This is a genomic window from Bradyrhizobium sp., from assembly GCF_035935975.1.
In the GTDB taxonomy this organism is placed as follows: Bacteria; Pseudomonadota; Alphaproteobacteria; order Rhizobiales; family Xanthobacteraceae; genus Bradyrhizobium.
On sequence record NZ_DASYWN010000015.1, the window covers coordinates 176,028 to 199,550 of the forward strand.

The 23,523-nt window shown below is 63.7% G+C and carries 22 protein-coding genes and 1 pseudogene; 16 read left to right on the plus strand and 7 right to left on the minus strand.

Features of this window, described 5'->3' with window-relative positions:
• Positions 1-15: 15 nt before the first annotated feature.
• From VGR99_RS08600 to VGR99_RS08610, 3 genes are all read right to left on the minus strand, one after another.
• Positions 16-2,166: an adenylate/guanylate cyclase domain-containing protein gene (locus VGR99_RS08600; protein WP_326897914.1), complete on the minus strand. Its 2,151-nt coding sequence runs from the start codon at positions 2,164-2,166 to the stop codon at positions 16-18.
• Positions 2,167-2,185: 19 nt separating this feature from the next.
• Positions 2,186-2,857 carry a hypothetical protein gene (locus tag VGR99_RS08605; protein ID WP_326897915.1) on the minus strand — a complete coding sequence of 224 codons (672 nt, stop codon included), beginning with the start codon at positions 2,855-2,857 and terminating at the stop codon, positions 2,186-2,188.
• Positions 2,858-3,040: 183 nt separating this feature from the next.
• Positions 3,041-4,180, minus strand: a complete 1,140-nt coding sequence (locus tag VGR99_RS08610) for an HD domain-containing phosphohydrolase (RefSeq protein ID WP_326897916.1) — start codon at positions 4,178-4,180, stop codon at positions 3,041-3,043.
• Positions 4,181-4,467: 287 nt separating this feature from the next.
• Between VGR99_RS08610 and VGR99_RS08615 the strand changes: the two genes are divergently transcribed.
• From VGR99_RS08615 to VGR99_RS08670, 12 genes are all read left to right on the plus strand, one after another.
• Positions 4,468-4,791 (plus strand): STAS domain-containing protein, encoded by a 324-nt coding sequence (locus VGR99_RS08615; protein WP_326897973.1) that lies wholly within the window; start codon positions 4,468-4,470, stop codon positions 4,789-4,791.
• Positions 4,791-5,156 (plus strand): response regulator, encoded by a 366-nt coding sequence (locus tag VGR99_RS08620; protein WP_027562191.1) that lies wholly within the window; start codon positions 4,791-4,793, stop codon positions 5,154-5,156. Before VGR99_RS08615 ends, VGR99_RS08620 begins: the two co-directional genes overlap by 1 nt.
• A complete protein-coding gene (locus tag VGR99_RS08625) occupies positions 5,153-7,264 on the plus strand; it encodes a chemotaxis protein CheA (RefSeq protein ID WP_326897917.1) in 2,112 nt (703 codons plus the stop codon). Before VGR99_RS08620 ends, VGR99_RS08625 begins: the two co-directional genes overlap by 4 nt.
• Positions 7,264-7,725, plus strand: a complete 462-nt coding sequence (locus VGR99_RS08630) for a chemotaxis protein CheW (RefSeq protein ID WP_326897918.1) — start codon at positions 7,264-7,266, stop codon at positions 7,723-7,725. The genes VGR99_RS08625 and VGR99_RS08630 overlap by 1 nt, the downstream gene beginning before the upstream one ends.
• Positions 7,726-7,761: 36 nt before the next feature.
• On the plus strand, positions 7,762-9,462 hold the full coding sequence (locus VGR99_RS08635) for a methyl-accepting chemotaxis protein (RefSeq protein ID WP_326897919.1): 1,701 nt from the start codon (positions 7,762-7,764) through the stop codon (positions 9,460-9,462).
• A gap of 66 nt (positions 9,463-9,528) precedes the next feature.
• Positions 9,529-10,017: a chemotaxis protein CheW gene (locus VGR99_RS08640; RefSeq protein WP_326897920.1), complete on the plus strand. Its 489-nt coding sequence runs from the start codon at positions 9,529-9,531 to the stop codon at positions 10,015-10,017.
• A 55-nt stretch (positions 10,018-10,072) separates the two neighbouring features.
• Positions 10,073-11,875, plus strand: coding sequence for a methyl-accepting chemotaxis protein (locus VGR99_RS08645; protein ID WP_326897921.1), 1,803 nt, complete (start codon positions 10,073-10,075; stop codon positions 11,873-11,875).
• Positions 11,876-12,013: 138 nt separating this feature from the next.
• Positions 12,014-12,868, plus strand: coding sequence for a CheR family methyltransferase (locus VGR99_RS08650; protein WP_326897922.1), 855 nt, complete (start codon positions 12,014-12,016; stop codon positions 12,866-12,868).
• A 15-nt stretch (positions 12,869-12,883) separates the two neighbouring features.
• Positions 12,884-13,975 (plus strand): chemotaxis response regulator protein-glutamate methylesterase, encoded by a 1,092-nt coding sequence (locus VGR99_RS08655; RefSeq protein WP_326897923.1) that lies wholly within the window; start codon positions 12,884-12,886, stop codon positions 13,973-13,975.
• Positions 13,976-13,981: 6 nt separating this feature from the next.
• Positions 13,982-15,709, plus strand: a complete 1,728-nt coding sequence (locus tag VGR99_RS08660) for a chemotaxis protein (RefSeq protein WP_326897924.1) — start codon at positions 13,982-13,984, stop codon at positions 15,707-15,709.
• A gap of 142 nt (positions 15,710-15,851) precedes the next feature.
• Positions 15,852-16,298: a GrlR family regulatory protein gene (locus VGR99_RS08665; RefSeq protein WP_326897925.1), complete on the plus strand. Its 447-nt coding sequence runs from the start codon at positions 15,852-15,854 to the stop codon at positions 16,296-16,298.
• 126 nt (positions 16,299-16,424) lie between these two features.
• On the plus strand, positions 16,425-16,709 hold the full coding sequence (locus tag VGR99_RS08670; protein ID WP_326897926.1) for a hypothetical protein: 285 nt from the start codon (positions 16,425-16,427) through the stop codon (positions 16,707-16,709).
• A 110-nt stretch (positions 16,710-16,819) separates the two neighbouring features.
• On the opposite strand, the gene VGR99_RS08675 is transcribed toward VGR99_RS08670, so the two are convergent.
• Positions 16,820-17,185 (minus strand): VanZ family protein, encoded by a 366-nt coding sequence (locus tag VGR99_RS08675; protein ID WP_326897927.1) that lies wholly within the window; start codon positions 17,183-17,185, stop codon positions 16,820-16,822.
• A gap of 310 nt (positions 17,186-17,495) precedes the next feature.
• Entirely contained in the window at positions 17,496-17,669 is a 174-nt protein-coding gene (locus VGR99_RS08680) for a hypothetical protein (RefSeq protein ID WP_326897928.1), read from the minus strand.
• 948 nt (positions 17,670-18,617) lie between these two features.
• On the opposite strand from VGR99_RS08680, the gene VGR99_RS08685 reads away from it, so the two are divergent.
• Both VGR99_RS08685 and VGR99_RS08690 read left to right on the plus strand, forming a co-directional pair.
• Complete coding sequence (locus VGR99_RS08685) at positions 18,618-18,773, plus strand: hypothetical protein (RefSeq protein ID WP_326897929.1); 156 nt, start codon at positions 18,618-18,620, stop codon at positions 18,771-18,773.
• A 640-nt stretch (positions 18,774-19,413) separates the two neighbouring features.
• Positions 19,414-19,683, plus strand: coding sequence for a hypothetical protein (locus VGR99_RS08690; protein ID WP_326897930.1), 270 nt, complete (start codon positions 19,414-19,416; stop codon positions 19,681-19,683).
• Positions 19,684-20,280: 597 nt separating this feature from the next.
• Here the strand turns inward: VGR99_RS08690 and rfbB are convergent.
• Together rfbB and VGR99_RS08700 are read right to left on the minus strand one after the other, a co-directional pair.
• Positions 20,281-21,345, minus strand: coding sequence for a dTDP-glucose 4,6-dehydratase (rfbB, locus tag VGR99_RS08695; protein ID WP_326897931.1), 1,065 nt, complete (start codon positions 21,343-21,345; stop codon positions 20,281-20,283).
• A gap of 12 nt (positions 21,346-21,357) precedes the next feature.
• A pseudogene (locus tag VGR99_RS08700) lies at positions 21,358-21,843 on the minus strand (sugar nucleotidyltransferase); the annotation flags it as partial.
• 101 nt (positions 21,844-21,944) lie between these two features.
• Between VGR99_RS08700 and rfbC the strand changes: the two are divergent.
• Both rfbC and rfbD read left to right on the plus strand, forming a co-directional pair.
• Entirely contained in the window at positions 21,945-22,499 is a 555-nt protein-coding gene (gene rfbC, locus VGR99_RS08705) for a dTDP-4-dehydrorhamnose 3,5-epimerase (protein ID WP_326897932.1), read from the plus strand.
• A gap of 1 nt (position 22,500) precedes the next feature.
• On the plus strand, positions 22,501-23,397 hold the full coding sequence (gene rfbD, locus VGR99_RS08710; RefSeq protein WP_326897933.1) for a dTDP-4-dehydrorhamnose reductase: 897 nt from the start codon (positions 22,501-22,503) through the stop codon (positions 23,395-23,397).
• Positions 23,398-23,523 lie beyond the last annotated feature (126 nt).

The following is a 23,523-nucleotide window of genomic DNA, read 5'->3' on the forward strand; positions in this document are numbered from 1 at the left end:
GAGAGGGGAAGAGAGCTACTTCCCTTCCAGCGTATTGACCGGCGTCCAGTCCGTCGGCGGCGGATTTGCGGTGAAGGCCTTCGCGCGCTTGGCGAACAGCGCCGATGCCGGATCGGTCTCCGCCATCTGTCCGAACGCGTCAGCCGCCTTCGTAAACTCGCTTGCCCGCCAACAGGCGAGCCCTTCCGCATACGCCGCGGCGACCTTCGCCTGCCCGGCGCTCTCCGCGCCCTTCTCCGCCAGCGGCTCGAACACCTTGATCGCCTCGCCGCGACCCATCACCCTGATCGCGTCGAGCTCGCGCCAGGCGAAGACGTCGCCGCTTTGCGCCATGGTCGTTTCCGACGCCATGATCGAGGTGCCGTAATATTTGTTGGCGCCCTCGAGCCGCGAGGCGACGTTCACGGTGTCGCTCATCACGGTGTAGTTGAAGCGGCGGCGCGAGCCGATATTGCCGACCACGGCTTCGCCGCTGTTGAGGCCGATGCGGTGCGACAGCCCGTGGCCGGCGAAGGCGGGATTGTGAGCGTTGAGCTCCGCGAGCTTCTCGTGGCACTTCAGCGCGGCGTGGACGGCGTTGCGCGCGTGTGCGGGATCGTCGGCCGGCGCACCGAACATGGCGACGATGGAATCGCCGATATATTTGTCGACATAGCCGCCATGGCCTTCGATGATGTCGGTCATGGCCGAGAGATATTCGTTCATCAGCGTCACCAGCTCGCCCGGCGTCATCGTCTCCGCGATCGAGGAGAAGCCGCTGAGGTCGGAGAAGAACATGGTGACGTTGCGCATCTCGCCGCCGAGCGCGGGCATCTTGCCCGAGGTGACCATGCTGTCGATCACTTCGGGCGCGAGATAGAAGGCAAAGCTCTTGCGCAGGAAGCGCTCCTCACGGTCGGCGATCACGAAGCGGTAGCCGATCATAAGCGCGAGCGCTGCGAGGCCTGCGAGCACGGGCTCGGTCAGGGGCAGCGCAATGGCATGCGTGAATGTGCCGACGGCGACCGCAGCGTAGGCGACGGTGAGCCCAAGCCAGGTGATCGCCGCACCGGTCGGAGCGATCAGGCAGGCGGCAGCGGCAACGATCGCCGCGAACGCAATTGTCAGGATCGTTCGCAGCGGGAAGCCGAGCTCGGTGATGGCATCATGCTCGAGCAGATTTCGCACGACCGTGGCGTGAACGAAGACACCGGCGATCTCGCTACGGGCTTGTTGGCCGGAGTTCGCCGGCGCGGGCAGGGCGCATCGCGGGCCCGGTGTGCCGTCATATCCACCCGACAGGCGCATCGACGTGAGCTTGCGATCGTCGAAGGTGAGAATGCTGCCGAGCAACACGACCTTGCCGTCGAAGGCGCGGCGGAAGAAGTCGGTGTCGCCCTTTTCGACGCAGGCGTGCAAATCGGCAAAGGAATAGCTCGGAACATCCCGGCCCATGCTGCGGAAGTTGAGCGTCAGCGTGTTCGGCACCGCGCTCGGGATGGCATAGCCAGCCAACGTCGTCTTGCCGGATGGCGCCGTCTCCGCCGTTGCGCCGAGCGCGCGCGAGGCAAGCTCGAACGCCATCGCCGGAACCGGCTTCCCATCAATGGAAAAACTCAGCGGCATCCGCCGGATCACATCGTCGGGGTCGGTGTGAACGTTGAGGGCGCGGATATTGGCTCTCACCGCCAGTTGCTGGGCGCGATCGGGCCGCTCTGGATGGTCGTTGCTCAGTCGCTCGCCGAGCACCAGCTTGCCGCCGTCGGAGAGTCTTCGGAGGGCAATGAGATAGTCCCGGTCAAATCCCTTCAAGCGGCTGCCGAACGGCGCATCGCCGAAGGGAATTTCCGACCGCTCAATCGAGCTCGGAAAGATGACGTCGTAGCCGATCACCTTGGCGCCGCCCTCGGTGATGTTTCCGAGCACCCGGCCGAGCTCGCGCGTCCAGGTCTGCGTCGGCGATCCTCTGAAGGGCGGGGTCTCGTACGTCTCCCCGTCGATCGCGACGACGACGACCGGCGATGTCGCGGGATCGCGGCGGTCGGGCGCGATCTTGCTGCGCAGTGCCGTGAGGATGTCGAGCGACAGGCCTTGCAGCGTCTGAAGCGGAGGCGACGTGAACACCGCGCCCGCGAGGAGCGCAATCAGGACCGCCGCTACGATGTCCCGTCCACCGATCCGCCGCATCGCCCCGTCGCTAGGCTGCCTATTCGAGCCGCAGCAGCCGGCCGACGATCGGCGTCGGCGATGACGTGGCGCTGGCGTCGACCTGGAAGGCGTAGCGCTTGGCGCCGAGGATGGCGAGATAGCTGCCGCCCGGGGTCAGCGACTTGCCGGCCTTGGCGAAGTCATAGAATTTGCCGCTGACCATGGTCTCGGTCTTGAGCGGCACGGTGATCGTCGGCTCCTTGCCGTCGGTGCGCTCGATCACCAGCGTGCTGCCGCTCTTGGCCTGCACCAGCGGCGAGACGCCGTAGAGCGTCGGCAGCTTGGCCGGCGCGGCGCCCTTAGCGTCCGAGCGCATGGTGCGGAAGGTGGTGGCGGCGCTCTGGTTGGCCTCGCGCTCCGACAGCTTTGCCGCGTTGGTGTCGCAGGGCACCTTCTCCCGCTTGACCTCGCCGAGCTGCACGGTGCTCTGCTCGGCGCCGACCAGGACGACGCCTTCGCTGATGGTCTCGCGCTGGCAGGATTTGAGGTAGCTGAGCGTGATGCTGGCCTTGGGCCCGAGCTTGATGATCTTGCCCGGCGCCACGTAGTCCATGAACGCGATGCCGTCGACCTTGCCCTGGACGTCCTCGACGATCGCGGCCGGGGTCTCCGCCAAAGCGGGGGCCGCAAGGCAGAGCGCGCCGACAGCGGCGCCGATCAGGCTTTTCATGGGAGTTCTCATCCAGTTCGACCGATGTATTGCCCCGTCCTGGTTCGATGCTTAGCAGCGGAGCGCCCAGGCAAGTGTGATCAGAATCACTCTTTATTATTGGTGCCACTTTAGCAGGAACAGGTTCAACCCGGCGACCCGAGAAAACGGAGCCGCGGCAAGCTGTTGGCGGGATGGCTAATATCAGGCGGCCGGGACGGCTTCGGGCGAACGGTCCTCGACGGGACGGCTCTCCACTGCACTCTCTATAAAGGGAACGAGCGCGGCTTCGGTCTTCTGGTATGGCGTCGTCTGCTGCCCGGCGGCGATCTCCACGACCTCGTCCCAGCGCGACAGGAAGGCCTCGACGCAGGCCGGGTCAAATTGCCGGCCCTGGTGCTCGACCAGATAGCTGCGGGCGATTTCGAGCGGCATCGGCTCTTTATACGGGCGCCGCGTCGTCAGGGCGTCGAAGACGTCGGCGACCGCGACCACGCGCGCGGCGACCGGAATCTCGTCGGCCTTGAGGCCGTTGGGATAGCCGGCACCGTCCCAGCGCTCGTGATGGCCTGCGGCAATTTGCGCGCCGAGCTGGATCAGCTCGCAGCTCGAGTCCGCCAGGATCTTTTCGCCGATCGTCGCATGGGTGCGGATCACCGCCATCTCGTCGTCGGTCAGCTTGCCGGGCTTGAGCAGGATGTTGTCGGGAATGGCGACCTTGCCGACGTCGTGCAGGGGCGCGGCGAGATAGATGTCGCGGCAGAGCCGGGCCGGCAGGCCAAGCTGCTCGGCGATGATGCGGCTATAGCGGGCGACCCGCAGCGTGTGCTCGCCGGTGTCGTTGTCGCGATACTCGACGGCGAGCGCGAGCCGCAGGATGATCTCCTCCTCGCGCTCCCCGAGCTTCTGGGTCGCGGCGGCCACGGCGCTTGCGAGATCGGCGGCGCGGTCGTTCTGCTTGCGTACGGCTGCACCAAGGCGCACCAGATTGCGCAGGCGCACCGTCATCTCCACGCTCTGTGGCTGTTTCGGTAAGAAATCGGTTGCACCGGCCTGCAGCGCTTCCATCTTCACGTCATCGGTCTGTCGCGATGTGATCATCGCGATCGGGACGTCGGCGCAGCCGGGCAGGGTGCGGAAGGCGCGGATGAAGCTGATGCCGTCCATGTGCGGCATCTCGTAGTCGACCAGCACGAGATCGAAGACGCGTTCGCGCGCGCAGGCCAGCGCCTCGACCGGATCGAGGAAAGCGGTGGCCTCCACCAGGCCTTCCGCTTCGATATGACGTTTCAGGAAGTTGAGGACAGAGCGGCTGTCATCAACCAGAAGCGCTTGGGTCAGCATCGGCGGCCGGACTCGTTCGGATGGCGAGGCATGACCTTCACGAATAGCGTTTGCGATTTAACGCGAAGCAAACGTTTGAGCTGCAACGAACTGACTCAAGACTGCGCACAGCGCATGAGAATTGAGCGGGCCATGCACGCTTGCATGCATGCGCGAAGTTCTAGGCTTTGTGACCCGTAGTTGTACGGTGATCTCCATTAGGGGTTTGAACACTCTCCGTCCCGAATAGTCGTCTTGCGGGATTCGCGTCATACGTGCAGCGGCTCCCCGGAATTTTTGGGGGACGAATGTCGTCTGATGTCACTGAGCCGAAGTGGTCCCTACGGCTGCCTGCAGATTGCAGCATTGCTGCGATCCGCGGTGTCTATGACCTGATCCGCGAAGCTTTCGGCCGGCAGGACCGGCTCGAGATCGATTGCTCGAGCGTCGACAAGGCCGACGTGACCTCGATCCAGCTTCTGCTGTCGACTGCCAAGACGGGCGAGGCCCAAGGCCGCCCGGTGGTGCTCACATCGTTCTCCCAGTCTCTGCGCAACACCCTTCGCCGCGCCGGCTTCGCCAGCGATGCGATGATCGATCAGCACTTCCCGCAAAAGAAAGATGGCACCTGATGGCCACGATTCTCACGGTCGACGATTCGCCCAGCATCCGCCAGATGATCAAGGTCGTGCTCGAGCCGGCCGGTCACAACGTGATCGAGGCCGGCGATGGCGCGCAAGGTCTCGCCAAGGCGCAGGCCGGCAAGCTCGATCTCGTCATCACCGACCTTAATATGCCTGTCATGAACGGGCTGGAGCTGATCCGGGCACTGCGCAAGCTGCCGAGCGCGGTCGGCATGCCCATCGTGTTCCTGACCACCGAATCCAACGATGCGGTGAAGCAGGAAGCCAAGAGCGCCGGCGCCACCGGCTGGATCACGAAGCCCTTCAAGCCCGAGCAGCTGCTCGCCGTCGTTGGCAAGCTGGTGCGCGCATGAGCGCGATGGACCCAACCGAGGTCTTTCGCCAGGAAGCCAGCGAGCTGTTCGAGGTCCTGGAAGGGGCCCTGCTCGATCTCGGCCAGCGTCCCGACGACCGCGAGCTGGTCGATTCCGCCTTCCGCGCCCTGCATACGATCAAGGGCTCGGGCGCCATGTTCGGTTTCGACAAGGTCGCCTCCTTCACCCACGAATTCGAGACTGCGTTCGATCGCGTCCGCAAGGGCGAAATCAAGCCGACCCAGGAGCTGATCTCGGTCGCGCTCGCGGCCAAGGACTATATCCGCGCGCTGATCGAGGACCCGCAGTCGACCGACGACATCATCGGCGAAGCCATCCTCGACGACCTCAAGCGCTTCGTGTTTCCCGACCAGGCCGCTGCTCCGGTGGCCGAGATCGCGGCGGCGGCGCCGCCGCTGGCCCCGGTCGAGAGCAAGCAGGCCGGCTGGCACCTCTATCTGGAATTCGAATCCCACATCCTGCGCAACGGCTCGAACCCGCTCGACCTGCTGGAAGACCTCTGCAAGCTCGGTCCCTGCTTCGTCGTCCCCGTCACCGACGGCATCCCGTTCCTCGACGAGATGGAGCCGGAAGACTGCTATCTGAAGTGGGACGTCAAGCTGCATGCGGCCTGCGGCAAGGATGCGATCGACGACGTCTTCATGTTCGTCTCGGACGAGATGAAGCTGACGCTCTCGCCGCTGGAGCATGTCGAAGCGCCCGCGCCGCTGCCGCTGCTCAATCTCCTCGACGAGGAGCCGGCTCCCCTGGCCGAGATGCCCGCGCCGGCGGTTGAGGCTGCTCCGGCTCCCGTTGCTGCGCCCGTGGCCGAGCAGCCGGTTGCAAGGGCAGAACCCAAGGCCGAAGTCGCGCCCGAACCGAAGCGTGAAGCTGCGCCCGCGCGCCGCGAGGATGCCAAGCAGGACCGCGGCATCGCCACCGTCCGCGTCCAGGCCGAACGCCTCGACGAATTGATGGACCGTGTCGGCGAGCTCGTCATTGCCCAGGCGCGCCTGACCCAGCTCGCGGCCTCCGGCTCCGACCTCTCGATCAAGATGATCGCCGAGGAAATCGAACGCCTCGCGTCCTCCCTGCGCGACACCACGATGGGCGCGCGCATGGTGCCGATCGGCTCGCTGTTCGGCCGCTTCCGCCGCCTCGTGCATGACCTGTCGCGCGATCTGTCCAAGCCGGTCGATTTCGTCACCACGGGCGAGGACACCGAGCTCGACAAGACCATGATCGAATGCCTGGCCGATCCGCTGGTGCATTTGATCCGCAACGCCATCGACCACGGCATCGAGGACAACGCGACCCGCGCGGCCAACGGCAAGACCGAGCAGGGCCGCATCGAGCTCGCCGCCGTTCATTCCGGCGCGCAGGTGCTCGTCACTGTCAGGGACAATGGCGGCGGCCTCAATACCGCGCGCATCCGTGCCAAGGCGGAAGAGCAGGGCCTGATTGCCGCCGGTGCCGTACTGACCGATCACGAGATCCATCAGTTCCTGTTCCATCCGGGTTTCTCGACCGCACAGACCATCTCGGCGCTGTCGGGCCGCGGCGTCGGCATGGACGTGGTCAAGCGCACCATCGAGAACATGCGCGGCACGATCGACCTGTCGACGCGGCCGGGTCAGGGCACCACGGTGACATTGCGCCTGCCGCTGACGCTGGCGATCATCGAGGGCCTGCTGATCCGCGTCGGCGAAGGCCGCTACATCATTCCGCTGTCGGCCGTGGAGGAATGCATCGAGCTGACCGCCGAGGACGAACGCTCGCGCGGCCGCAACTTCCTCAACGTGCGCGGCAATCTCGTGCCTTTCCTCCGCCTGCGTGAGATCATGTCGTCGTCGGGCACGCCTGATCGGCACCAGAAGACGATCATCATCTCGACCGGCGAGACCCATGTGGGCCTCGTCGCCGACCAGATCATCGGCAACCACCAGACCGTGATCAAGTCGCTCTCGAAGCTGCATTCCGACGTCACGATCTTCTCCGGCGCGACGATCCTGGGTGACGGCACGGCGGCGCTGATCCTCGACGTCGCGCAGCTCGTCACGCTGGCGCAGTCGAAGGTCGAGAAGCAGCACATCAGCGAGGCGGCGTGATGAACGAGGGTTTGACCGGCGAGCATCAGGCCGACGCGATGCAGGTCGTGATGATCGGGCTCGGCGAGGAGAAGTTCGCGCTCGATGCGGGCCTCGTCCGCGAGATCATTGATCCCGTCCCCGTCACCAAGGTGGCGGGGGCGCGCGCTTTCGTTCCCAGCGTCATCAACGTGCGCGGCAACGTCATTCCGCTCGCCGATCTACGCATCCGCTTCGGCATGCCGCAGCTCGACGACTCCGCCGACACCCGCATCGTCGTCATCGAGCTGCAGCTCGACGGCGAACCGGTGCTGGTCGGCGTCACCGCCGACAAGGTCTACGAGGTCACGGAGATTTCGCAGACCGACGTGCAGCAGACGCCGCGCGTCGGCATGCACTGGAAGCCGGAGTTCATTCGCTTCATCGCGAAGTGGCGTGAAGAGTTCGTCATCGTTCCCAACATGGAACGCATCCTGAATTGAAATGAGGTCTCGGGGCGAGATCGGTAGGGGCTGAAGATGAGATTTACGGTCAAGGCAAAGCTTGCCAGTGCATTCGGCGTCGTCTTGTTGCTCTCGATGGCGGCGGGCGGCCTCGCTTATGTGAAGCTGAGCGAGATGATCGACACGGCCGACAGCCTGGTGTCGCGTGCCGGTCGGATGGACCGTGCGGCCGAAATCGAGAAGGGTATCCTGCTTCAGGTTCGCGCCGAGAAGAACCTCATCATGGCCCCTGAAGGCGAAATGGATCGCTTCCTCGCCGAGATCGCCAAGCAGCGCGAGACGCTCTCGAAGCTGAAGGAAGAGATCCAGACCGCGGCCTCCCCCGAAGGCAAGAAGCTGATCGAGAATTTCGGCGCCGCCTATGCGCGGATGAACGCGGTTCAGGACGAGGCGCTCAAGGTCGCCCGGACCGACAAGACGAAGGCTGCCGAACGCTCCCAGACCGACGTCCGCAAGGCGGTCGGTGAGGCCATGGAAGCCGCTGGCGTCTACGTCGCCAACGTCAAGAAGAACATGAACGACCAGGCCGCCCAGGCCCATGAGGACGGCAACCGCGCCCATGTAATCCTGGTCTCGGCCGTGCTCGCATCGCTCGTGGTCGGCCTCGCCGCTGCGATCTGGATTTCCATCAGCATTTCCCGCGGTCTCGGCCGCGCGGTCGCCCTTGCCGGTGCGGTGGCGAACGGCGACCTCAGCCAGACGATCAACGTCTCCAGCAATGACGAGATCGGCGATCTCGTGAAATCTCTGAACATGATGGTGGAAAAGCTTCGTCAGGTGGTCGAGGAGGCTCTTACCGCGGCCAGCAACGTCTCCGCCGGCAGCCAGGAGCTCTCCGCCAGTGCCGAGCAGCTCTCGCAGGGCGCGACCGAGCAGGCCTCGTCCGCCGAGGAAGCCTCCTCCTCGATGGAGGAGATGGCGTCGAACGTGAAGCAGAACGCCGACAACGCCAACCAGACCGAGAAGATCGCCGCGCGATCGGCCCAGGACGCCGAGGCCAGCGGCGTTGCCGTTGGCCGTGCCGTCCAGGCGATGCAGACCATCGCCGAGAAGATCACCATCGTGCAGGAGATCGCGCGCCAGACCGATCTGCTCGCGCTCAACGCCGCGGTCGAAGCCGCGCGCGCTGGCGAGCATGGCAAAGGCTTTGCGGTGGTTGCCTCCGAAGTGCGCAAGCTCGCCGAACGCAGCCAGGCGGCAGCCGCCGACATCGGCACGCTGTCGACCGAGACGGTGAAGGTCGCGCAGGAAGCCGGCGACATGCTGTCCAAGCTCGTGCCCGACATCAAGAAGACCGCCGAGCTGGTCCAGGAGATCACCGCGGCCTGTCGCGAGCAAGACGTCGGCTCGGCCCAGATCAACCAGGCGATCCAGCAACTCGACAAGGTCGGCCAGCAGAACGCCAGCGCCTCCGAGCAGGTGTCCTCGACCTCGGAGGAGCTTGCCTCGCAGGCCGAGCAGCTCCAGTCCACCATCTCGTTCTTCCGTATCGAGCATGCGGGCCGCGGCGAAAGCGCGGCGCCGGCGCCGATCGATCGCGCCGTCACCCAGCTTCGCGCCAAGGCCGCCCACATGGCGGCCGCGGATCGCGGCGCGAAGAAGCCTGCGCCCGCCCGCAAGCCCGCCCGCGCGATGAAGGTCGCCGGCGGCGGTGGCGGCTTCGCCTTCGACATGAATGACGGCGAAGACGACCGCGACGCCGAGTTCCAACGCTGATCAAGACGGTCCGGCCTCGTGCCGGGCCGCACTCATTCGCCAACCCTGGGATCCCTGGACTGCAACATGGCCGCAACCTCGCAATATCTGACGCTCGGGCTCGCCGGCGAGACGTTCGGCATCAGCATCCGCAATGTTCGTGAGATCCTGGACATGCGGCCGATCTCGCGCCTTCCGCACGCGCCGAACTTCCTGCTCGGCATGATTGACGTGCGCGGTGCCGGCTATCCGATCGTCGATCTCAGGACCAAGCTCGGCCTGCCGGCCGTGGAGGCCACCGAGGCGACCCGCATCATCATCCTCGACGTGCCGATGAAGGACCGTCTGGTCGGCGTCGGCTTCGTCGCCGATTGCGTGTTCGAGGTCACCGACATCGACGAGCAGGCGATCGAGCCCATCCCCGAAGTCGGCGGTAAATGGCAGTCCGACTATGCCGCCGGTATCGGCCGCAAGGGCGAAAAATTCGTCGTGATCTTCGATCTCGCCAAGCTGATGGCGAATGACGAGATCCCGCAAGGACGGAACGCGGCTGCGGATTCGTCGCGCGCCGCCTGAGTTTGCACGTGCGTCGTCAAGCGTAAGCACCCCAATTCGAACCAACGAGACTGACATGAGATTCACCGTCAAAGCCAAGCTTGCCAGCGCCTTCGGCGTCGTCATCCTGCTATCCATGATCGCCGGTGCGGTCGGCTATCTGAAGCTGGCCGATATGGTCGGCACCACCGAGACGCTGGTCAGCCGTGCGGGCCGGATGGAAAAGGCCGCCGAGCTGAAGGAAGGCATCCTGTTCCTGGTTCGCGCGGAGAAGAACTCGATCCTGGCGGCGTCCGACGCGGAGTACGATCAGTTCCGGGCCGACCTCCTCAAGAACCGTGAGGCGGTCGCCAAGTCCAAGGACGAGATCTACGCAGCGGCCACTGAAGGCGGCAAGAAGCTGATGGATGTCTTCAACGTCGCGTTCGCCAAGCTGAATGCCTATCAGGACGAGACGGTCCAGCTCGCGAAGACCGACAAGCCGAAGGCGCTGGATCGCACCATGCATGACGGCCGCAAGGTCGTCGCGGACGCGATCGAAGCGGCCGACGGTTACATCAAGAACGTCAAGAAGAACATGGCCGAGCAGGCCGAACAGGCCAAGCAGGATGGCGCCCGCGCCGAACTGATCCTGATGAGCCTGGTGATTGCTTCGCTGCTGATCGCCGCGGCCGCGGCGACCTGGATCGCCATGAGCATCAGCCGCGCGCTGGCGCAGGCCGTGGGCCTTGCCGACGCAGTGGCGATCGGCGATCTCAGCCACAAGATCAACTCCTCCAGCAACGACGAGATCGGCGACCTCATCAAGTCGCTGAATGCGATGACGGTGAACCTGAATGCGACGGCGGCGCTCGCCAACCAGATCGCGCAGGGCGATCTCACCGTCGAGGCCAAGCCGCTGTCGGACAAGGATACGCTGGGCCTTGCGCTGGAGCGCATGGTCGAGAAGCTGCGCCAGATCGTGTCGGAAGCCCTGACCGCGGCGCAGAATGTCTCGGCCGGCAGCCAGGAGCTCTCCGCCAGCGCCGAGCAGCTCTCGCAGGGCGCGACCGAGCAGGCTTCGTCCGCCGAAGAAGCGTCCTCCTCGATGGAGGAGATGGCTTCGAATGTGAAGCAGAACGCCGACAATGCCAACCAGACCGAGAAGATCGCGGCGCAGTCGGCCAAGGACGCCGAGGCCAGCGGTGCCGCGGTTGGCCGTGCTGTCAACGCGATGCAGACCATCGCCGAGAAGATCACGATCGTGCAGGAGATCGCCCGCCAGACCGACCTGCTCGCGCTCAATGCCGCGGTCGAGGCCGCGCGCGCCGGCGAGCACGGCAAGGGTTTTGCGGTGGTCGCCTCCGAAGTGCGCAAGCTCGCCGAGCGCAGCCAGGCGGCTGCGGCCGAGATCGGCACGCTGTCGGCCGACACCGTCAAGGTTGCGCAGGAAGCAGGCTCAATGCTCTCCAAGCTCGTCCCCGACATCAAGCGGACGGCGGAGCTGGTCGAGGAGATCACGGCGGCCTGCCGCGAGCAGGACGTCGGTTCGGCCCAGATCAACCAGGCGATCCAGCAGCTCGACAAGGTCGGCCAGCAGAACGCCAGCGCGTCCGAGCAGGTGTCCTCGACCTCGGAAGAGCTCGCCTCGCAGGCCGAGCAGCTTCAGTCGACCATCGCCTATTTCCGCATCGAGCAGGGCCGTGCCCAGGCGGCCGCGCCGATCGATCGCGCCGTCAATCAACTCCGCGCCAAGGCGGCGACCATGGCGGCCGTCGAGCGTCCGGCCAAGAAGCCGCAGGCCAAGCCGGCGCGTGCCGTGAAGGCTGCAGGTGGCGGCGGCTTTGCGTTCGACATGAACGACGGCGAGGACGATCGGGACGCCGAGTTCCAGCGCTAAGACCGTTTAGGGATCGGCCCGCCCCTCATCGGCGGGCCAATCCGTCTTCAGCAATCAGCGTAAACGCGTAGGACTCAAGATGGCCCGTTCGGCCCGACATTCAGTGCAGGCGGCCATCACGCTTGGGGGCATTCAGCCATGATGCCTGCCTTGCAGGATACCGCCGTCCATCTGTCGGACCGCCACTTCCGGACCATCGCCGAACTGATCGAGGGCCAGGTCGGCATCAAGCTGCCGCAAGGCAAGCGGCTGATGCTGGAGGGGCGGCTGCACAAGCGCGTGCGCGCGCTGAACTTCTCCGACCTCAACGAATATGTCGACAACCTGTTCGAGGCCGAGCATTTCGACACCGAGCTTACCCATCTCATCGATGTGGTGACGACCAACAAGACCGATTTCTTCCGCGAGCCGCAGCACTTCACCTTCATGCGCGACGTCGCGGTCCCCGCGCTTCTGAAGTCGCATGGACGCAGGAACGCGAACCTGAAGATCTGGAGCTCGGCGAGCTCCACCGGCATGGAAGCCTACACCACCGCCATGGTGCTGGACGACATGACGCGGAACGGCTCGCGCTTCCAGTACCGCATCCTCGGCACCGACATCTCGACCGCGGTGCTCCGCCTCGCCAGGACCGCGATCTACACCCGCGACGTGCTTTCGCCGGTGCCGGAGCCGTTCGTGAAGCGCTATTTCCTGTCCTCGCGGGACAGGTCGCGCGGCGAGGTGCGGGTGGTGCCGGAACTGCGGCGCATGACGCATTTCATGCGGATGAACCTGATGGACGCAGCCTATCCGGTGGACCGGGACGTCGACATCATCTTCTGCCGCAACGTGCTGATCTATTTCGACAAGCCGACCCAGCGCAAGGTCGTCCAGCAGCTCTGCAACCATTTGCGGCCGGGAGGGTATCTGCTGGTCGGACATTCGGAATCCATGATTCACAGTTCCGTCCCGGATCTGAAGCAAGTTCAGCCAACGATTTTCCAGGTCTGATTGGAGCCACGCGAGATGCCGAGGGAGAAAGTTCGCGTACTGATCGTGGACGATTCGGCGTCGGTGCGCCAAATCCTGCAAACGATCCTCAACGACGATCCCGATATCGAGGTGATGGCCACGGCGTCCGATCCGTTCGTCGCGGCGCGGCGTCTCCAGAACGAAATCCCCGACGTCATGATCCTCGATCTGGAAATGCCGCGCATGGACGGCTTGACGTTCCTGCGCAAGATCATGGCGCAGCGGCCGATCCCGGTGATCATCTGCTCCTCGCTCACGGAAGAAGGCTCGAACGTCATGTTCGAGGCGTTCGAGGCGGGCGCGGTCGATATCGTACCCAAGCCGAAGATCGACACGCGGCAGGCGCTGCTCGAATGCTCGACGCGGCTGCGCGAGGCCGTGAAGTCGGCGGCGCGCGCGCGCGTGCGTCCGCGAGCCGAGCGTCGCGCGATCGAGAAGAAGCTCACGGCCGATGCGATCATCCCGCCGCCGGTGCAGGGCAGGGTCCGGCCGACCACTGAACGCATCGTCTGCATCGGTGCCTCGACGGGCGGGACCGAGGCGCTCAACGATGTGCTCGAGATGCTGCCGGTGCATTGTCCGCCGATCGTCATCGTCCAGCACATGCCGGCCGGCTTCACCGCGGCCTTTGCCAGGCGGCTCGACAGCGTCTGCCAGATCCGGGTCAAGGAGGCCGAGGACGGCGAGCCGGTGCTGCCGGGCTGTGCTTATATCGCGCCGGGCGCCCGTCACATGCTGCTCCAGCGCATCGGGCTGCGCTACCAGATCGCGATCAAGGATGGCCCGCCGGTGTCGCGGCATCGCCCCTCGGTCGACGTGCTGTTCCGCTCGGCCGCCCAGCATGCCGGTGCCAACGCTCTCGGCGTCATCATGACCGGAATGGGCGACGACGGCGCGCGCGGCATGCTGGAGATGCGCAAGCTCGGCGGCTCGACGCGGGCGCAGGACGAGGAAAGCTGCGTGGTGTTCGGCATGCCGAAGGAAGCCATTGCCCATGGCGGTGTCGAGAAGGTGGTGTCGCTGCACCATATCCCGCGCGAGATCATGCTCTGGTATCAGGCCGGGCATGTGGCGGCAGTGGGCTGATCGCAAATGTCCGCCATTCCGGCTCACACACTGACTGAAGCGACCGCAGCGATCGAGGATGTCTCGTCGCGGATCGAGGACGTCTTCGCGCGGGTCGGCCAGGAGCTCGGCCGCGGCCATCTCATCTTCAAGGAGCTGAACCACGGCCTCGCGACGCTCTCGGAAGAGCTCTCCGGCGCCGAGATCGAGGGCGCCGCGACCGCATTGCAGGAGATTTCCGCGCGGCTCAGCGAGCTTGCGAAGGCGCTGCCGGCCGAGAGCGCGCTGCTTGCCACGATCGGCAACAGCACGTCGGAAGCCTCTGCGCTGCTTAAGCCGCTGTTCAAGCACATCGGGATGATCACCATCATCGCGCGGAGCGCACGGATCGAAGCGGCCTCGCTCGATGGCGATCGCGAGGGATTCCTCGCCTTCACCCAGGAGGCCTACGATCTCGGCAAGGCGGTGCAGGGCTCGATCGAGGGCTGCGCACGGGATCAACAGCGCCTGTCGGACGCCGTCGCCACCGCCTCCGGCCGCCAGAAGGAATTCGAGAGCCGCTACGCGAAGCAGCTCGTGTCCGAGAGTGCCGAGCTTGGCGAAGCCTATTCCGGATTGCGCGACCAGCGCAGCAAGAGCCGCGATCTCGCCGACCTCGCGAGTGCCAGCACCAGAAAGATTGCCGAGGCGGTCGGCGGCGCCATCGTCTCGCTTCAGGCCGGTGACAGCACGCGCCAGCGCCTCGAGCATGTCTGCCATGGTCTCGGCCTCGCGTCGGAATCTTCGCCGAGCCTCGTTCCCGGACCGGTTGCGAGCGACGACGGCGCGCGCGCGATCTGCCAGTTGCAGGCGGCCCTGCTCAGGGACGCCCAGCGTGAGTTCGGCAGTGACATCGGTCAGATCGTGCGTGCGCTGACGGCAATCCTGCAGGATGCAGGCAGCGTCGTCGGGCACGGCCGTACGCTGTTCGGCGGGGAGGAGGGCGGCTCCGCGTCGTTCCTGTCGCGCATCAAGCAGACGCTGGCGCACGCCTCGACCTTGATCGCGACCTGCGAGAGCGCCGGCCGCGCGGTCGACGAGGCGCTGGCCATCGTCGAGGACACCCTGGCGAAATTTCGCCAGGCGATTGCCGGGCTAGCAGAAGCGACTGTCGACATCACGCTGATCGGTATGAATGCCGGGCTCAAGGCGAGCCATCTCGGCAGCCGCGGCAGTGCCTTCGTGGTGATCGCCAACGAGCTGAAGGCCACCGCCGATCAGGTCTCCGCTGGCGCAGGGCGCCTGAAGCCCGTGCTCGACGGCATCGAACGCTCGGCGCAGGAGCTGAAGCAGCTCCGCGTGCAGGGCGATCCCACGCAGCTTGCCAAGCTCGAGCCGCAGATCCTGCAGGCGCTCCGCGAGGTTGAGGTCGGCAACGAACGGCTCGGCAAGCTGATGAGCCGGCTGGTCGATGAGGGTGCAGAATTCGAGGGCCTGATGAATTCGGCGCAAGGCCTGATGACCTCGCTCGGCGAAAGCTCCGCGACCTTGCCTGCGGTTGCCGCGCGGCTCGAGACCGCGAGCGCAGGCGCGGGAAGACCTCGGCCCGAGACGCAGGACCAGGCGATGCTCGACGATCTCTTCGCGCGCTACACGATGGAGCGCGAACGCGATGTCCATCGAGAATTTTTGCAGACGCTTGGCCTTGCCTCGATCGCCGCTACGCGGCGCGTCGAGGCGGTCGAGGCCGCGGATGACGGCATAGAATTATTTTGACGTGGCCGCCGGCGACGGCGGCAATTCGACGGTTTGAGTTTTCGGGGCGTTAACCTTGCCCAGCAGGGTCGGCAGTTCAGCCATTGTCGCGCCCCAGAGTTGGTCGCAAATACAGGTCAATTTTCACGTCGGGAAATTTCCCATGTTGAGAGACGGTACATACGCTGCCTGGTTCAGGACTCCGCGCGGCCAGGGCACTGGCGTCGTGGATCTGACCGACGGCCGGATCTCGGGGAGCGACAGCTTCTTCACCTATGGCGGCTCCTACCGCGTCGATGAGCGACACTTTTCGGCCGTCCTGACCGTGAACCGGTATGCCGACGGCCCGCCGAGCGTGTTCGGGCTGGACCAGGTCGAGGTCAAGCTCTCGGGTGTGTGCAACGGCCTGGTGGCGACCTGCTCGGGAACGGCCAAGGAAGCGCCCGACGTGAATTTTGAGGCGACGCTGATCTACAGCCAGGAAGATGCGCGGGTGGCTGACGCCAAATGCGCGGTCGTCAAGCTCAATGCCGATAAGCTGCCCAAGGGCCTCGACGGCCGTTCCCGGCCCCGCCATCCGTTCACGCCGCCCAAGGCGCCGCTGTCCTAGAACGCGGGCGTCTTAGGTTTGCATTGACGCTGTTGTCGCGAAAACGGGGCGCGACGGCACTACGGCAACCCGGCCTTTAGAGGTGAAATCTAGGTTGACGCCCACAACAAAAGGCGGACAGGGAACATGCCTCAAATCTGGATGACTTATGACGAACTCGCGACGCTCAGCGGCTGCAGTGCTGCCGATGCCAGGATGCAGGCGATGCATCTGTCGCTCGATCGCCGCAAGAGCCGCGACGGGAACACCCGCGTCAAGCTCAACGTCGCCTTGATGGCCCGGTTCTTCGAGACCGTTCGCGAGAGCGAATTCGACCTCGACGAGGCGATCACGGCACTGCGCGATGCCCATCGGCAGATGTCGGGGGGTCTCACGACCGGGCAGGCCCGCCTCTCGCGCAGCGTGGCGTAAGCCGCAGCCACAGAGCATGATCCGGAAAGCCGTGCAGCGGTTTTCCGGAAACATCACGCGCAAGCATCAGCCTGACGCGCGAAGACGATTCAGCCCAATCCGATCGCGCTTCAGGACGGTGGTCTCGGCAGGAAAGCCAGGATGGTCTGGGCAAGGAGGACGCCGACGGTGCCGCCGGCCGCCTTCTGCAACACATCCATGAGACGGGGATCGCGATCCAGCGTCACCGCCTGCAAGACCTCGAGCCCGACGGCTACGGCCACCACAAAGGCGCAGGCCAGTTTGACGCGGCCCGGCAGCAGGAAAGACAGCAGGAAGCCCAATAGCCCGTAGGCACTGAAGCGCTCGATGACGACGACCCAGTAGTCCTCCGCGTGGCCCATCAGCGCCGGCCTGCCCGCGAGCTTGGCGAAGGTGGCGTAGATGATGAGCGCGAGGCAGATACCCGCGGCGGCGATGAGATGATTGCGGCGCATGGTGCCAACATAGCCTGTCGGCCGGCTCGCCGCTTTCGAAAGCCAAGAACATCGTTAAGGTTCATAAACAGGCGTGAACCCATGTTCACGGGCGAACTGGGAGTTCCGCCTTCAGGCGAATGGGCAGGCGACAGTCCCTGCCCAAATTCTCGTCATCGACGAATCAAGCCGACTTCGTCAGGCATGAAGCCACGCGCATGGCATAGCCTTGAAGGCGATCGGGCTGCGTCGATTGGCATCTTCCAATCACCGATTGATGAGGAGGACGCGCCCGTCCACGAGCAGTCGTGCGCGGCCGGTGCGACGGACGCTAGTTCTTCTTGGAGCCCTTGGATTTCAGCGACAGCCCGAGGCGCAAGGCCATGCGTTTGACCGCATCGGGCGAGCGGCCGAGAGCTTTTGCCGCTTCTTCAAGCGAAGTCGAAGACTTGGCCAATTCCATCAGCCGGCGGTCTTCCTTGAACGACCAGGGCCTGCGCGCCATAACCGAAACCATCCTCTCGTCGACACAACGACAAAGCCGCCAAGCGGACCCACGTTCGCTCGACGGCTTTGCTTGGGTGGGGCCGGGCTTGGGGGAGCCCGGTGACGAGATGGATATGCGATCCCTCGGCGTTCGCAACACACAACGCGGATTAAGCTAACCGCTCAACCTTACCGGGATAAAATCAGTGCGCGGCGCTCCGTATAACCACGGAGTTTTTCGCTGGCCGAGGCCGATTCGTGCGCTGGTGGCCGCGATCGAGGATATTCTGCCACCACGTCCGGTTGTCGCAGAACCAGCGGACGGTCTTCGCAAGCCTGCTTTCGAAGCTCTCGCGTGGGCGCCAGCCGAGCTCGCGTTCGATCTTGCCGGGACCATGGCGCAGCGAAGATCGTGGCCGGGCCGATCGGCCACGAAGCTGATCAGGCCGCGGCGCTCAGCGGCGCCGGGTGGGATCTCATCGAGTAGATCGCAGATGCGCTCGACCACGTCGAGATTGGTCCATTCGCAGCGCGCGCCGATGTTGTCGGTCTCGCCGGTCCCGCCGTGCTCGAGCATCAGTTGCAGCGGCTCGGTGTGGTCGGCGACATTGAGCCGGAGAAGCTCGGTCGCCGGGGCGAGGCGCCACGCGCCTCATCGTCCCGTGGCGGACATCGCAAAGCCGAATGCTTCGTCCCGCGTCATCACTTGCGTGCGATCCGGAACTACTTGTCGCGATATCACGACGCAGATTCGAGGGATCAATTTCAATTGAATCGCGGCTTGGCTTGATCGCAACAGATTCGAACGAGAATAGATTCAATCGCGATGCCTGCATCGGGGATCGCGATGAGCAGCATTGCGCGTCTCTCAGACGAGCCGTCACGAGATCGTCGAATTCGTTCGGCTATGGTCTAGCGCAAACGACCACGAACAAATCAAAATCAACAAAACAAGAAGAAGGCCGAGATGCTTCAGAAAGCGCGAGTGGCATTTCCTCTCACGAAGATCAGAGAGCGGGCGTTCGAAGGCGCATTTTTCGGCGTTGCGCTGATTGCGATGGCAGGGTGGGTGTATTTCATCACGCTGTTGCTGGTGAGATTGTTCCTGTGGTTCTTCGGGTGAACGCGTGGCCGACCACATCGCAAGCACGGTGCTGCCCAAAAAATCCCTGACATGACAAGAAAATCAGCGGCGCTCATCATGTTCTCGACACAACTCGAAGATGAGACTAGCGCATCACAAAGACAACACGCCTACAATTGGAAGAGTTCCGAATGATGGTAGTCGCGATTCTAATCTCGATCTTCGCGGGCTTTGGTGCTGGCTATGCGACGCGCGCGTGGCGATCGCGCAGGCGCAGAGTACGTCATCCGCTCTATCAGCCTTACGGCTCCTCCGTATCCCGGCAGAATGCGTCGTTAGCGAGGGCGATACGTGTATTCTGATGATTTACAACTTGGTGGCGGATGCCGATTGTCTTGCCGCGGCGCGTTCCGGACACGGTGGCGGCGTAACCATGTCTGCCTAGGTTAAGGAGACTTCCGGCTGGCTCCCGATCGCGGGATCGCGCATGGATCTTGCAGGCCGTCAGCTGGTCTTCCCCGCGTTGATGGGCCCCTGTCATGTTGTCGGATTTGAGGACTGTGGTCGATGGTCTGGCTGGTCTTGATCGTTCCGCTCGTGAGGCTCTGCGTCTTGTCGGTTCCTGCGGCCGCCGTCTCGATCCGTTGCGCGGTCGGTGGATCGCCGGGGAGGGGGCACCTTGACTAGCTCGGCGAACAATGCGCCGCGGCGCTATTTCGTGGATGCGCTGGGCCGGCGCGTCCTGATCGGTCTGACGCTGGAGGAAACCTTCGAGTTCGAGCGGCTCGATAGCGAGCAGGCGTCCGCTCAGGAGGGCAGGCAGGCTACGCGGAGTGCCCATGGTTTTTGGCCGGCCACCGGCGAGCAGCGCTTGCTGGAACTCTACGAGAAACACGACGGCGCCTGGAAAGCTTGGATGGCACGGAGCCGAGCAGAGATCAGAACTTGATTCGACCGCTCCGGGTAACTTCATCCGACGCTTAGCTGGCGGGAGGCGAAATCAGCGTTGAGCGGCAACCCTGTCGTAGGGACAGACTAAATCGCGATGAGATTTGGATGAATCGTCATCGCGCTTTAGGTTATTGTTTGAGCATGATCTTTTCGGAAAACCGCTGCACACTTTTCCGGATCATGCTTTAGCTGGCCTCATCTTGACCAGACGGTGCTGGAAACAGCTTCGCGAGGCGATCCAGGCCCATCCCGCGTTCTGCAGCATCGAGAACGCGTCGCGCAACAACTTGGCTAGATCTCCAATCAGGGCCCTCGAATTGATCCGCAGCCCAAATCTGTGGCTTAGGGCGGCCGTCGAAGCCACGAATCCACACGAAGTAGTATTCGTCCATTTTTCGCGTCAATTCCCTTTCGCATTCGATGCGACAAGTCCGCTCCCAAAGCGACGCAAGTCGATATCGTCAGATTGTCGGGAAGAAAGCCAACTCGGCCGGCTAAAGCATGATCCGGAAAAGTGCGCAGCGGTTTTCCGAAAAGATCATGCTCGAACAACGACCTAAAGCGCGATGACGATTCATCCAAATCTCATCGCGCTTTAGCCGAGGCCGATACGTTTCTGCTGATAGCCGCGATCAAGAATGGCCTCCCACCACATCCGATTGTCGAAGAACCACCGAACGGTCTTGGTCAAGCCACTTTCGAAATTCTCGTCGGCACGCCATCCGAGCTCGCGCTCCAGCTTTGAAGCATCAATCGCGTAGCGGCGATCGTGCCCAGGGCGGTCGGCAACAAAAGAAATCAGGCTCCGCCGGGAGCCCGTTCCGCTGGGTGAAAGTTCGTCCAGCAGATCGCAAATGCTTTTCACGACGTGGAGGTTGGTGCGTTCGTTTCGTCCGCCGACGTTGTAGGTCTCGCCGACCATGCCCCGCTCGAGCACGAGCGCAAGTGCCTTGGCGTGATCTTCGACGTAGAGCCAGTCGCGAATGTTCTGTCCGTCGCCATAGACGGGAAGCGCCTCCTGGGCCAGCCCTTTGATGATGATGTGCGGAATGAGCTTTTCGGGGAAGTGATAGGGCCCGTAGTTGTTCGAGCAGTTTGTCACCATCGTCGGAAGGTCGTAGGTCTCACGCCAGGCGCGGACCAGATGGTCGGACGACGCCTTGCTCGCCGAATAGGGCGAGTTCGGTGAATAGGGCGTGGTCTCGGTGAAATAACCGTCCTTGCCGAGCGACCCGAACACCTCGTCGGTGGAGATGTGGAGGAAGCGGAATTGCGAACGGCGGTCCGGGGTCAGAGCCCTCCAGTACCGCAGCGCTTCCTGCAGCAGCGTGAAGGTGCCCACGATGTTGGTCTGGATGAATTCGCCGGGGCCGTCGATCGAGCGATCAACATGGCTCTCGGCAGCCAGGTTCATCACCGCAGCCGGCTGGTACTTCTCGAACAATTTGCGAAGCGAGGCAGCCTCGCAAATGCATTGCTTTTCGAATGCATAACGCGGGTTTGCTTCGGCGTCGGGAATCGAATCGAGGTTCGCCGCATAAGTCAGCTTGTCGATGTTGACGACGCGTGCCTGCGTGTCGCGGAGGAGATGACGGACGACGGCGGAGCCGATGAAACCCGCACCGCCCGTGACGAAAATCGTGGAGCCTTCGAAACGCATATGTGATCTGCCTCAGTCTTGAGCGGCGAAGGAACGGGCAACCGATTGCAGATACTCGCCGTAGCTGCTCTTGGCGGTCCTCTCTGCGACCTTCTTGAAGGCTTCGAGAGAAATGTATCCGCGCCGCAAGGCGATTTCCTCGGGACAGGCGATGCGCAAGCCCTGGCGCTGTTCCAGGATCTGGACGAAGTGGCTGGCTTCGACCAGCGAAGCGTGCGTGCCGGTGTCGAGCCAGGCAAATCCGCGCCCGAGCACTTCGACGAACAGGTCGCCACGGGCGAGGTAGGCGTTGTTCACGTCGGTGATCTCGATTTCGCCCCGCGCCGAAGGTTTGATCCCCGCAGCGATATCGACCACGCTGTTGTCATAGAAATAGAGGCCGGTCACGGCCACATTCGACTTCGGCTGCTTGGGCTTCTCTTCGATCGAGCGAGCACGTCCGTCACTATCGAGATCGACCACGCCATATTGCTCGGGTGAGTTGACGTGACAGGAAAAAGGCGCGAGCCTGTTCTGCTGGCGAGTATAATTCCCTTCATAGGTCCTCTAGTTTACCAATTCGAAAATATCAGATAGTGTGCGCTGCACAAGTTGCGGGAATGAACGTTATCAAGACAGATCTGCCCGAGGTTTTGATCATCGAGCCGAAGCTATTTGGTGATCAACGCGGCTTTTTCTTGGAGACCTACCAATTCGAGCGCTACGCGCAGAGCGGGGTTGCGCAGCCGTTCGTTCAGGACAACCTGTCACGCTCGCGTTACGGAGTGTTGCGCGGGCTGCACCTGCAAAATCCGCTTACGCAGGGCAAGCTGGTCACTGCGCTTCGAGGCCGCGTCTTGGACGTTGCCGTCGATGTGCGCATCGGCAGCCCGAATTTTGGACGTCACATTGCTGTCGAATTGAGTGAGGACAACCGCAGGCAATTGTGGGTTCCTCGCGGTTTCGCGCATGGTTTTGCCGTTCTCTCCGAGACGGCTGATTTCTTCTATAAGTGCGACGCGCTCTACAGCCCGAAGGATGAGATCTCCATTCGGTGGAACGACCCGGCGATCGGCATCGACTGGGGCCTCGCGGAACCCTCGCTGTCGCCGAAAGATGCCGACGCGCCGTTGCTCGCGGACGTGAAGAATCTCCCGCGTTACGGGGAGATCTGACATGAAAGTTCTTCTGACGGGCTCTGCGGGGCAGGTGGGCGGAGCTCTGCTTCCGCTGCTTCGTGGACGCGCCGATATCGTTGCGCCGGCACTGGAAGATTTCGATCTGTCGCGGCCTGATGAGCTCGCCGGCAGGCTGGATTCGATCAAGCCGGATCTGATCATCAACCCCGCGGCCTACACCGCTGTCGATCGCGCGGAAGACGAGCGAGAACTCGCGTTTCGGATCAACGCGGAAGCTCCCAGGGTGATCGCCCAATGGGCTGCGCCCCGTGGCGTGCCGCTGGTGCACTTTTCGACAGATTATGTCTTCGACGGCTCGGGCGATCGTCCGTGGCGCGAGGACAGCACGCCGGCGCCTCTCTCGGTGTACGGCCAAAGCAAGCTCGCGGGCGACCAAGCCATTGCCGAGGCGGGTGCCCTGCATGTGATCGCGCGCACGTCCTGGGTGTACGCTGCAACCGGCGCGAATTTTCTCAAAACGATCGTGCGGCTCGCCGGAGAGCGCGAGCAGCTGCGCATCGTCGCCGACCAGATGGGCGCGCCGACGACAGCAAATACGATTTCACAAGCGGTGGTTGCGATGCTGCCGCGGAGCGATGACGACCTTCGCAAGCCTTTTGAGCAGCAAGGCGGCGTCGTCAATCTGGTCTGCACGGGCGAGACCAGCTGGCACGGCTTTGCGACCGCGATCGTTTCCGGCTTGCAATCGCGGGGCGTCAAATTCGCCGTGAAGGAAATTGTTCCAATCCGTTCGGAGGAATTTCCCGTCAAGGCGAAGCGGCCGTTCAATTCCCGCCTTGATCTCTCGCGGCTGCGCGAGCGGTTCGGCATTACGCCGCCGAGCTGGCAGCAGGCGCTCGATCGCGAGCTGGATGCCCTCAGGGCGACGATCTGAACGTCCAATCTGAACGTCTTGGGGCGGCTCACGGGGGACGCCGCGGAGCACAACCTTCTGCTGCCTTTAACGTTTATTAACCATCCTTGGCCCATTTTCTGGTCTGGCGCCTCGAACCGGAAAATG

Bases quoted from the DNA above. Each gene is read 5' to 3' on its own strand.
- VGR99_RS08600 (WP_326897914.1), bottom strand. From the start codon at position 2,166: ATGCGGCGGATCGGTGGACGGGACATCGTAGCGGCGGTCCTGATTGCG.
- VGR99_RS08605 (WP_326897915.1), bottom strand. From the start codon at position 2,857: ATGAAAAGCCTGATCGGCGCCGCTGTCGGCGCGCTCTGCCTTGCGGCC.
- VGR99_RS08610 (WP_326897916.1), bottom strand. From the start codon at position 4,180: ATGCTGACCCAAGCGCTTCTGGTTGATGACAGCCGCTCTGTCCTCAAC.
- VGR99_RS08615 (WP_326897973.1), top strand. From the start codon at position 4,468: ATGTCGTCTGATGTCACTGAGCCGAAGTGGTCCCTACGGCTGCCTGCA.
- VGR99_RS08620 (WP_027562191.1), top strand. From the start codon at position 4,791: ATGGCCACGATTCTCACGGTCGACGATTCGCCCAGCATCCGCCAGATG.
- VGR99_RS08625 (WP_326897917.1), top strand. From the start codon at position 5,153: ATGAGCGCGATGGACCCAACCGAGGTCTTTCGCCAGGAAGCCAGCGAG.
- VGR99_RS08630 (WP_326897918.1), top strand. From the start codon at position 7,264: ATGAACGAGGGTTTGACCGGCGAGCATCAGGCCGACGCGATGCAGGTC.
- VGR99_RS08635 (WP_326897919.1), top strand. From the start codon at position 7,762: ATGAGATTTACGGTCAAGGCAAAGCTTGCCAGTGCATTCGGCGTCGTC.
- VGR99_RS08640 (WP_326897920.1), top strand. From the start codon at position 9,529: ATGGCCGCAACCTCGCAATATCTGACGCTCGGGCTCGCCGGCGAGACG.
- VGR99_RS08645 (WP_326897921.1), top strand. From the start codon at position 10,073: ATGAGATTCACCGTCAAAGCCAAGCTTGCCAGCGCCTTCGGCGTCGTC.
- VGR99_RS08650 (WP_326897922.1), top strand. From the start codon at position 12,014: ATGATGCCTGCCTTGCAGGATACCGCCGTCCATCTGTCGGACCGCCAC.
- VGR99_RS08655 (WP_326897923.1), top strand. From the start codon at position 12,884: ATGCCGAGGGAGAAAGTTCGCGTACTGATCGTGGACGATTCGGCGTCG.
- VGR99_RS08660 (WP_326897924.1), top strand. From the start codon at position 13,982: ATGTCCGCCATTCCGGCTCACACACTGACTGAAGCGACCGCAGCGATC.
- VGR99_RS08665 (WP_326897925.1), top strand. From the start codon at position 15,852: ATGTTGAGAGACGGTACATACGCTGCCTGGTTCAGGACTCCGCGCGGC.
- VGR99_RS08670 (WP_326897926.1), top strand. From the start codon at position 16,425: ATGCCTCAAATCTGGATGACTTATGACGAACTCGCGACGCTCAGCGGC.
- VGR99_RS08675 (WP_326897927.1), bottom strand. From the start codon at position 17,185: ATGCGCCGCAATCATCTCATCGCCGCCGCGGGTATCTGCCTCGCGCTC.
- VGR99_RS08680 (WP_326897928.1), bottom strand. From the start codon at position 17,669: ATGGCGCGCAGGCCCTGGTCGTTCAAGGAAGACCGCCGGCTGATGGAA.
- VGR99_RS08685 (WP_326897929.1), top strand. From the start codon at position 18,618: ATGCTTCAGAAAGCGCGAGTGGCATTTCCTCTCACGAAGATCAGAGAG.
- rfbB (WP_326897931.1), bottom strand. From the start codon at position 21,345: ATGCGTTTCGAAGGCTCCACGATTTTCGTCACGGGCGGTGCGGGTTTC.
- rfbC (WP_326897932.1), top strand. From the start codon at position 21,945: ATGAACGTTATCAAGACAGATCTGCCCGAGGTTTTGATCATCGAGCCG.
- rfbD (WP_326897933.1), top strand. From the start codon at position 22,501: ATGAAAGTTCTTCTGACGGGCTCTGCGGGGCAGGTGGGCGGAGCTCTG.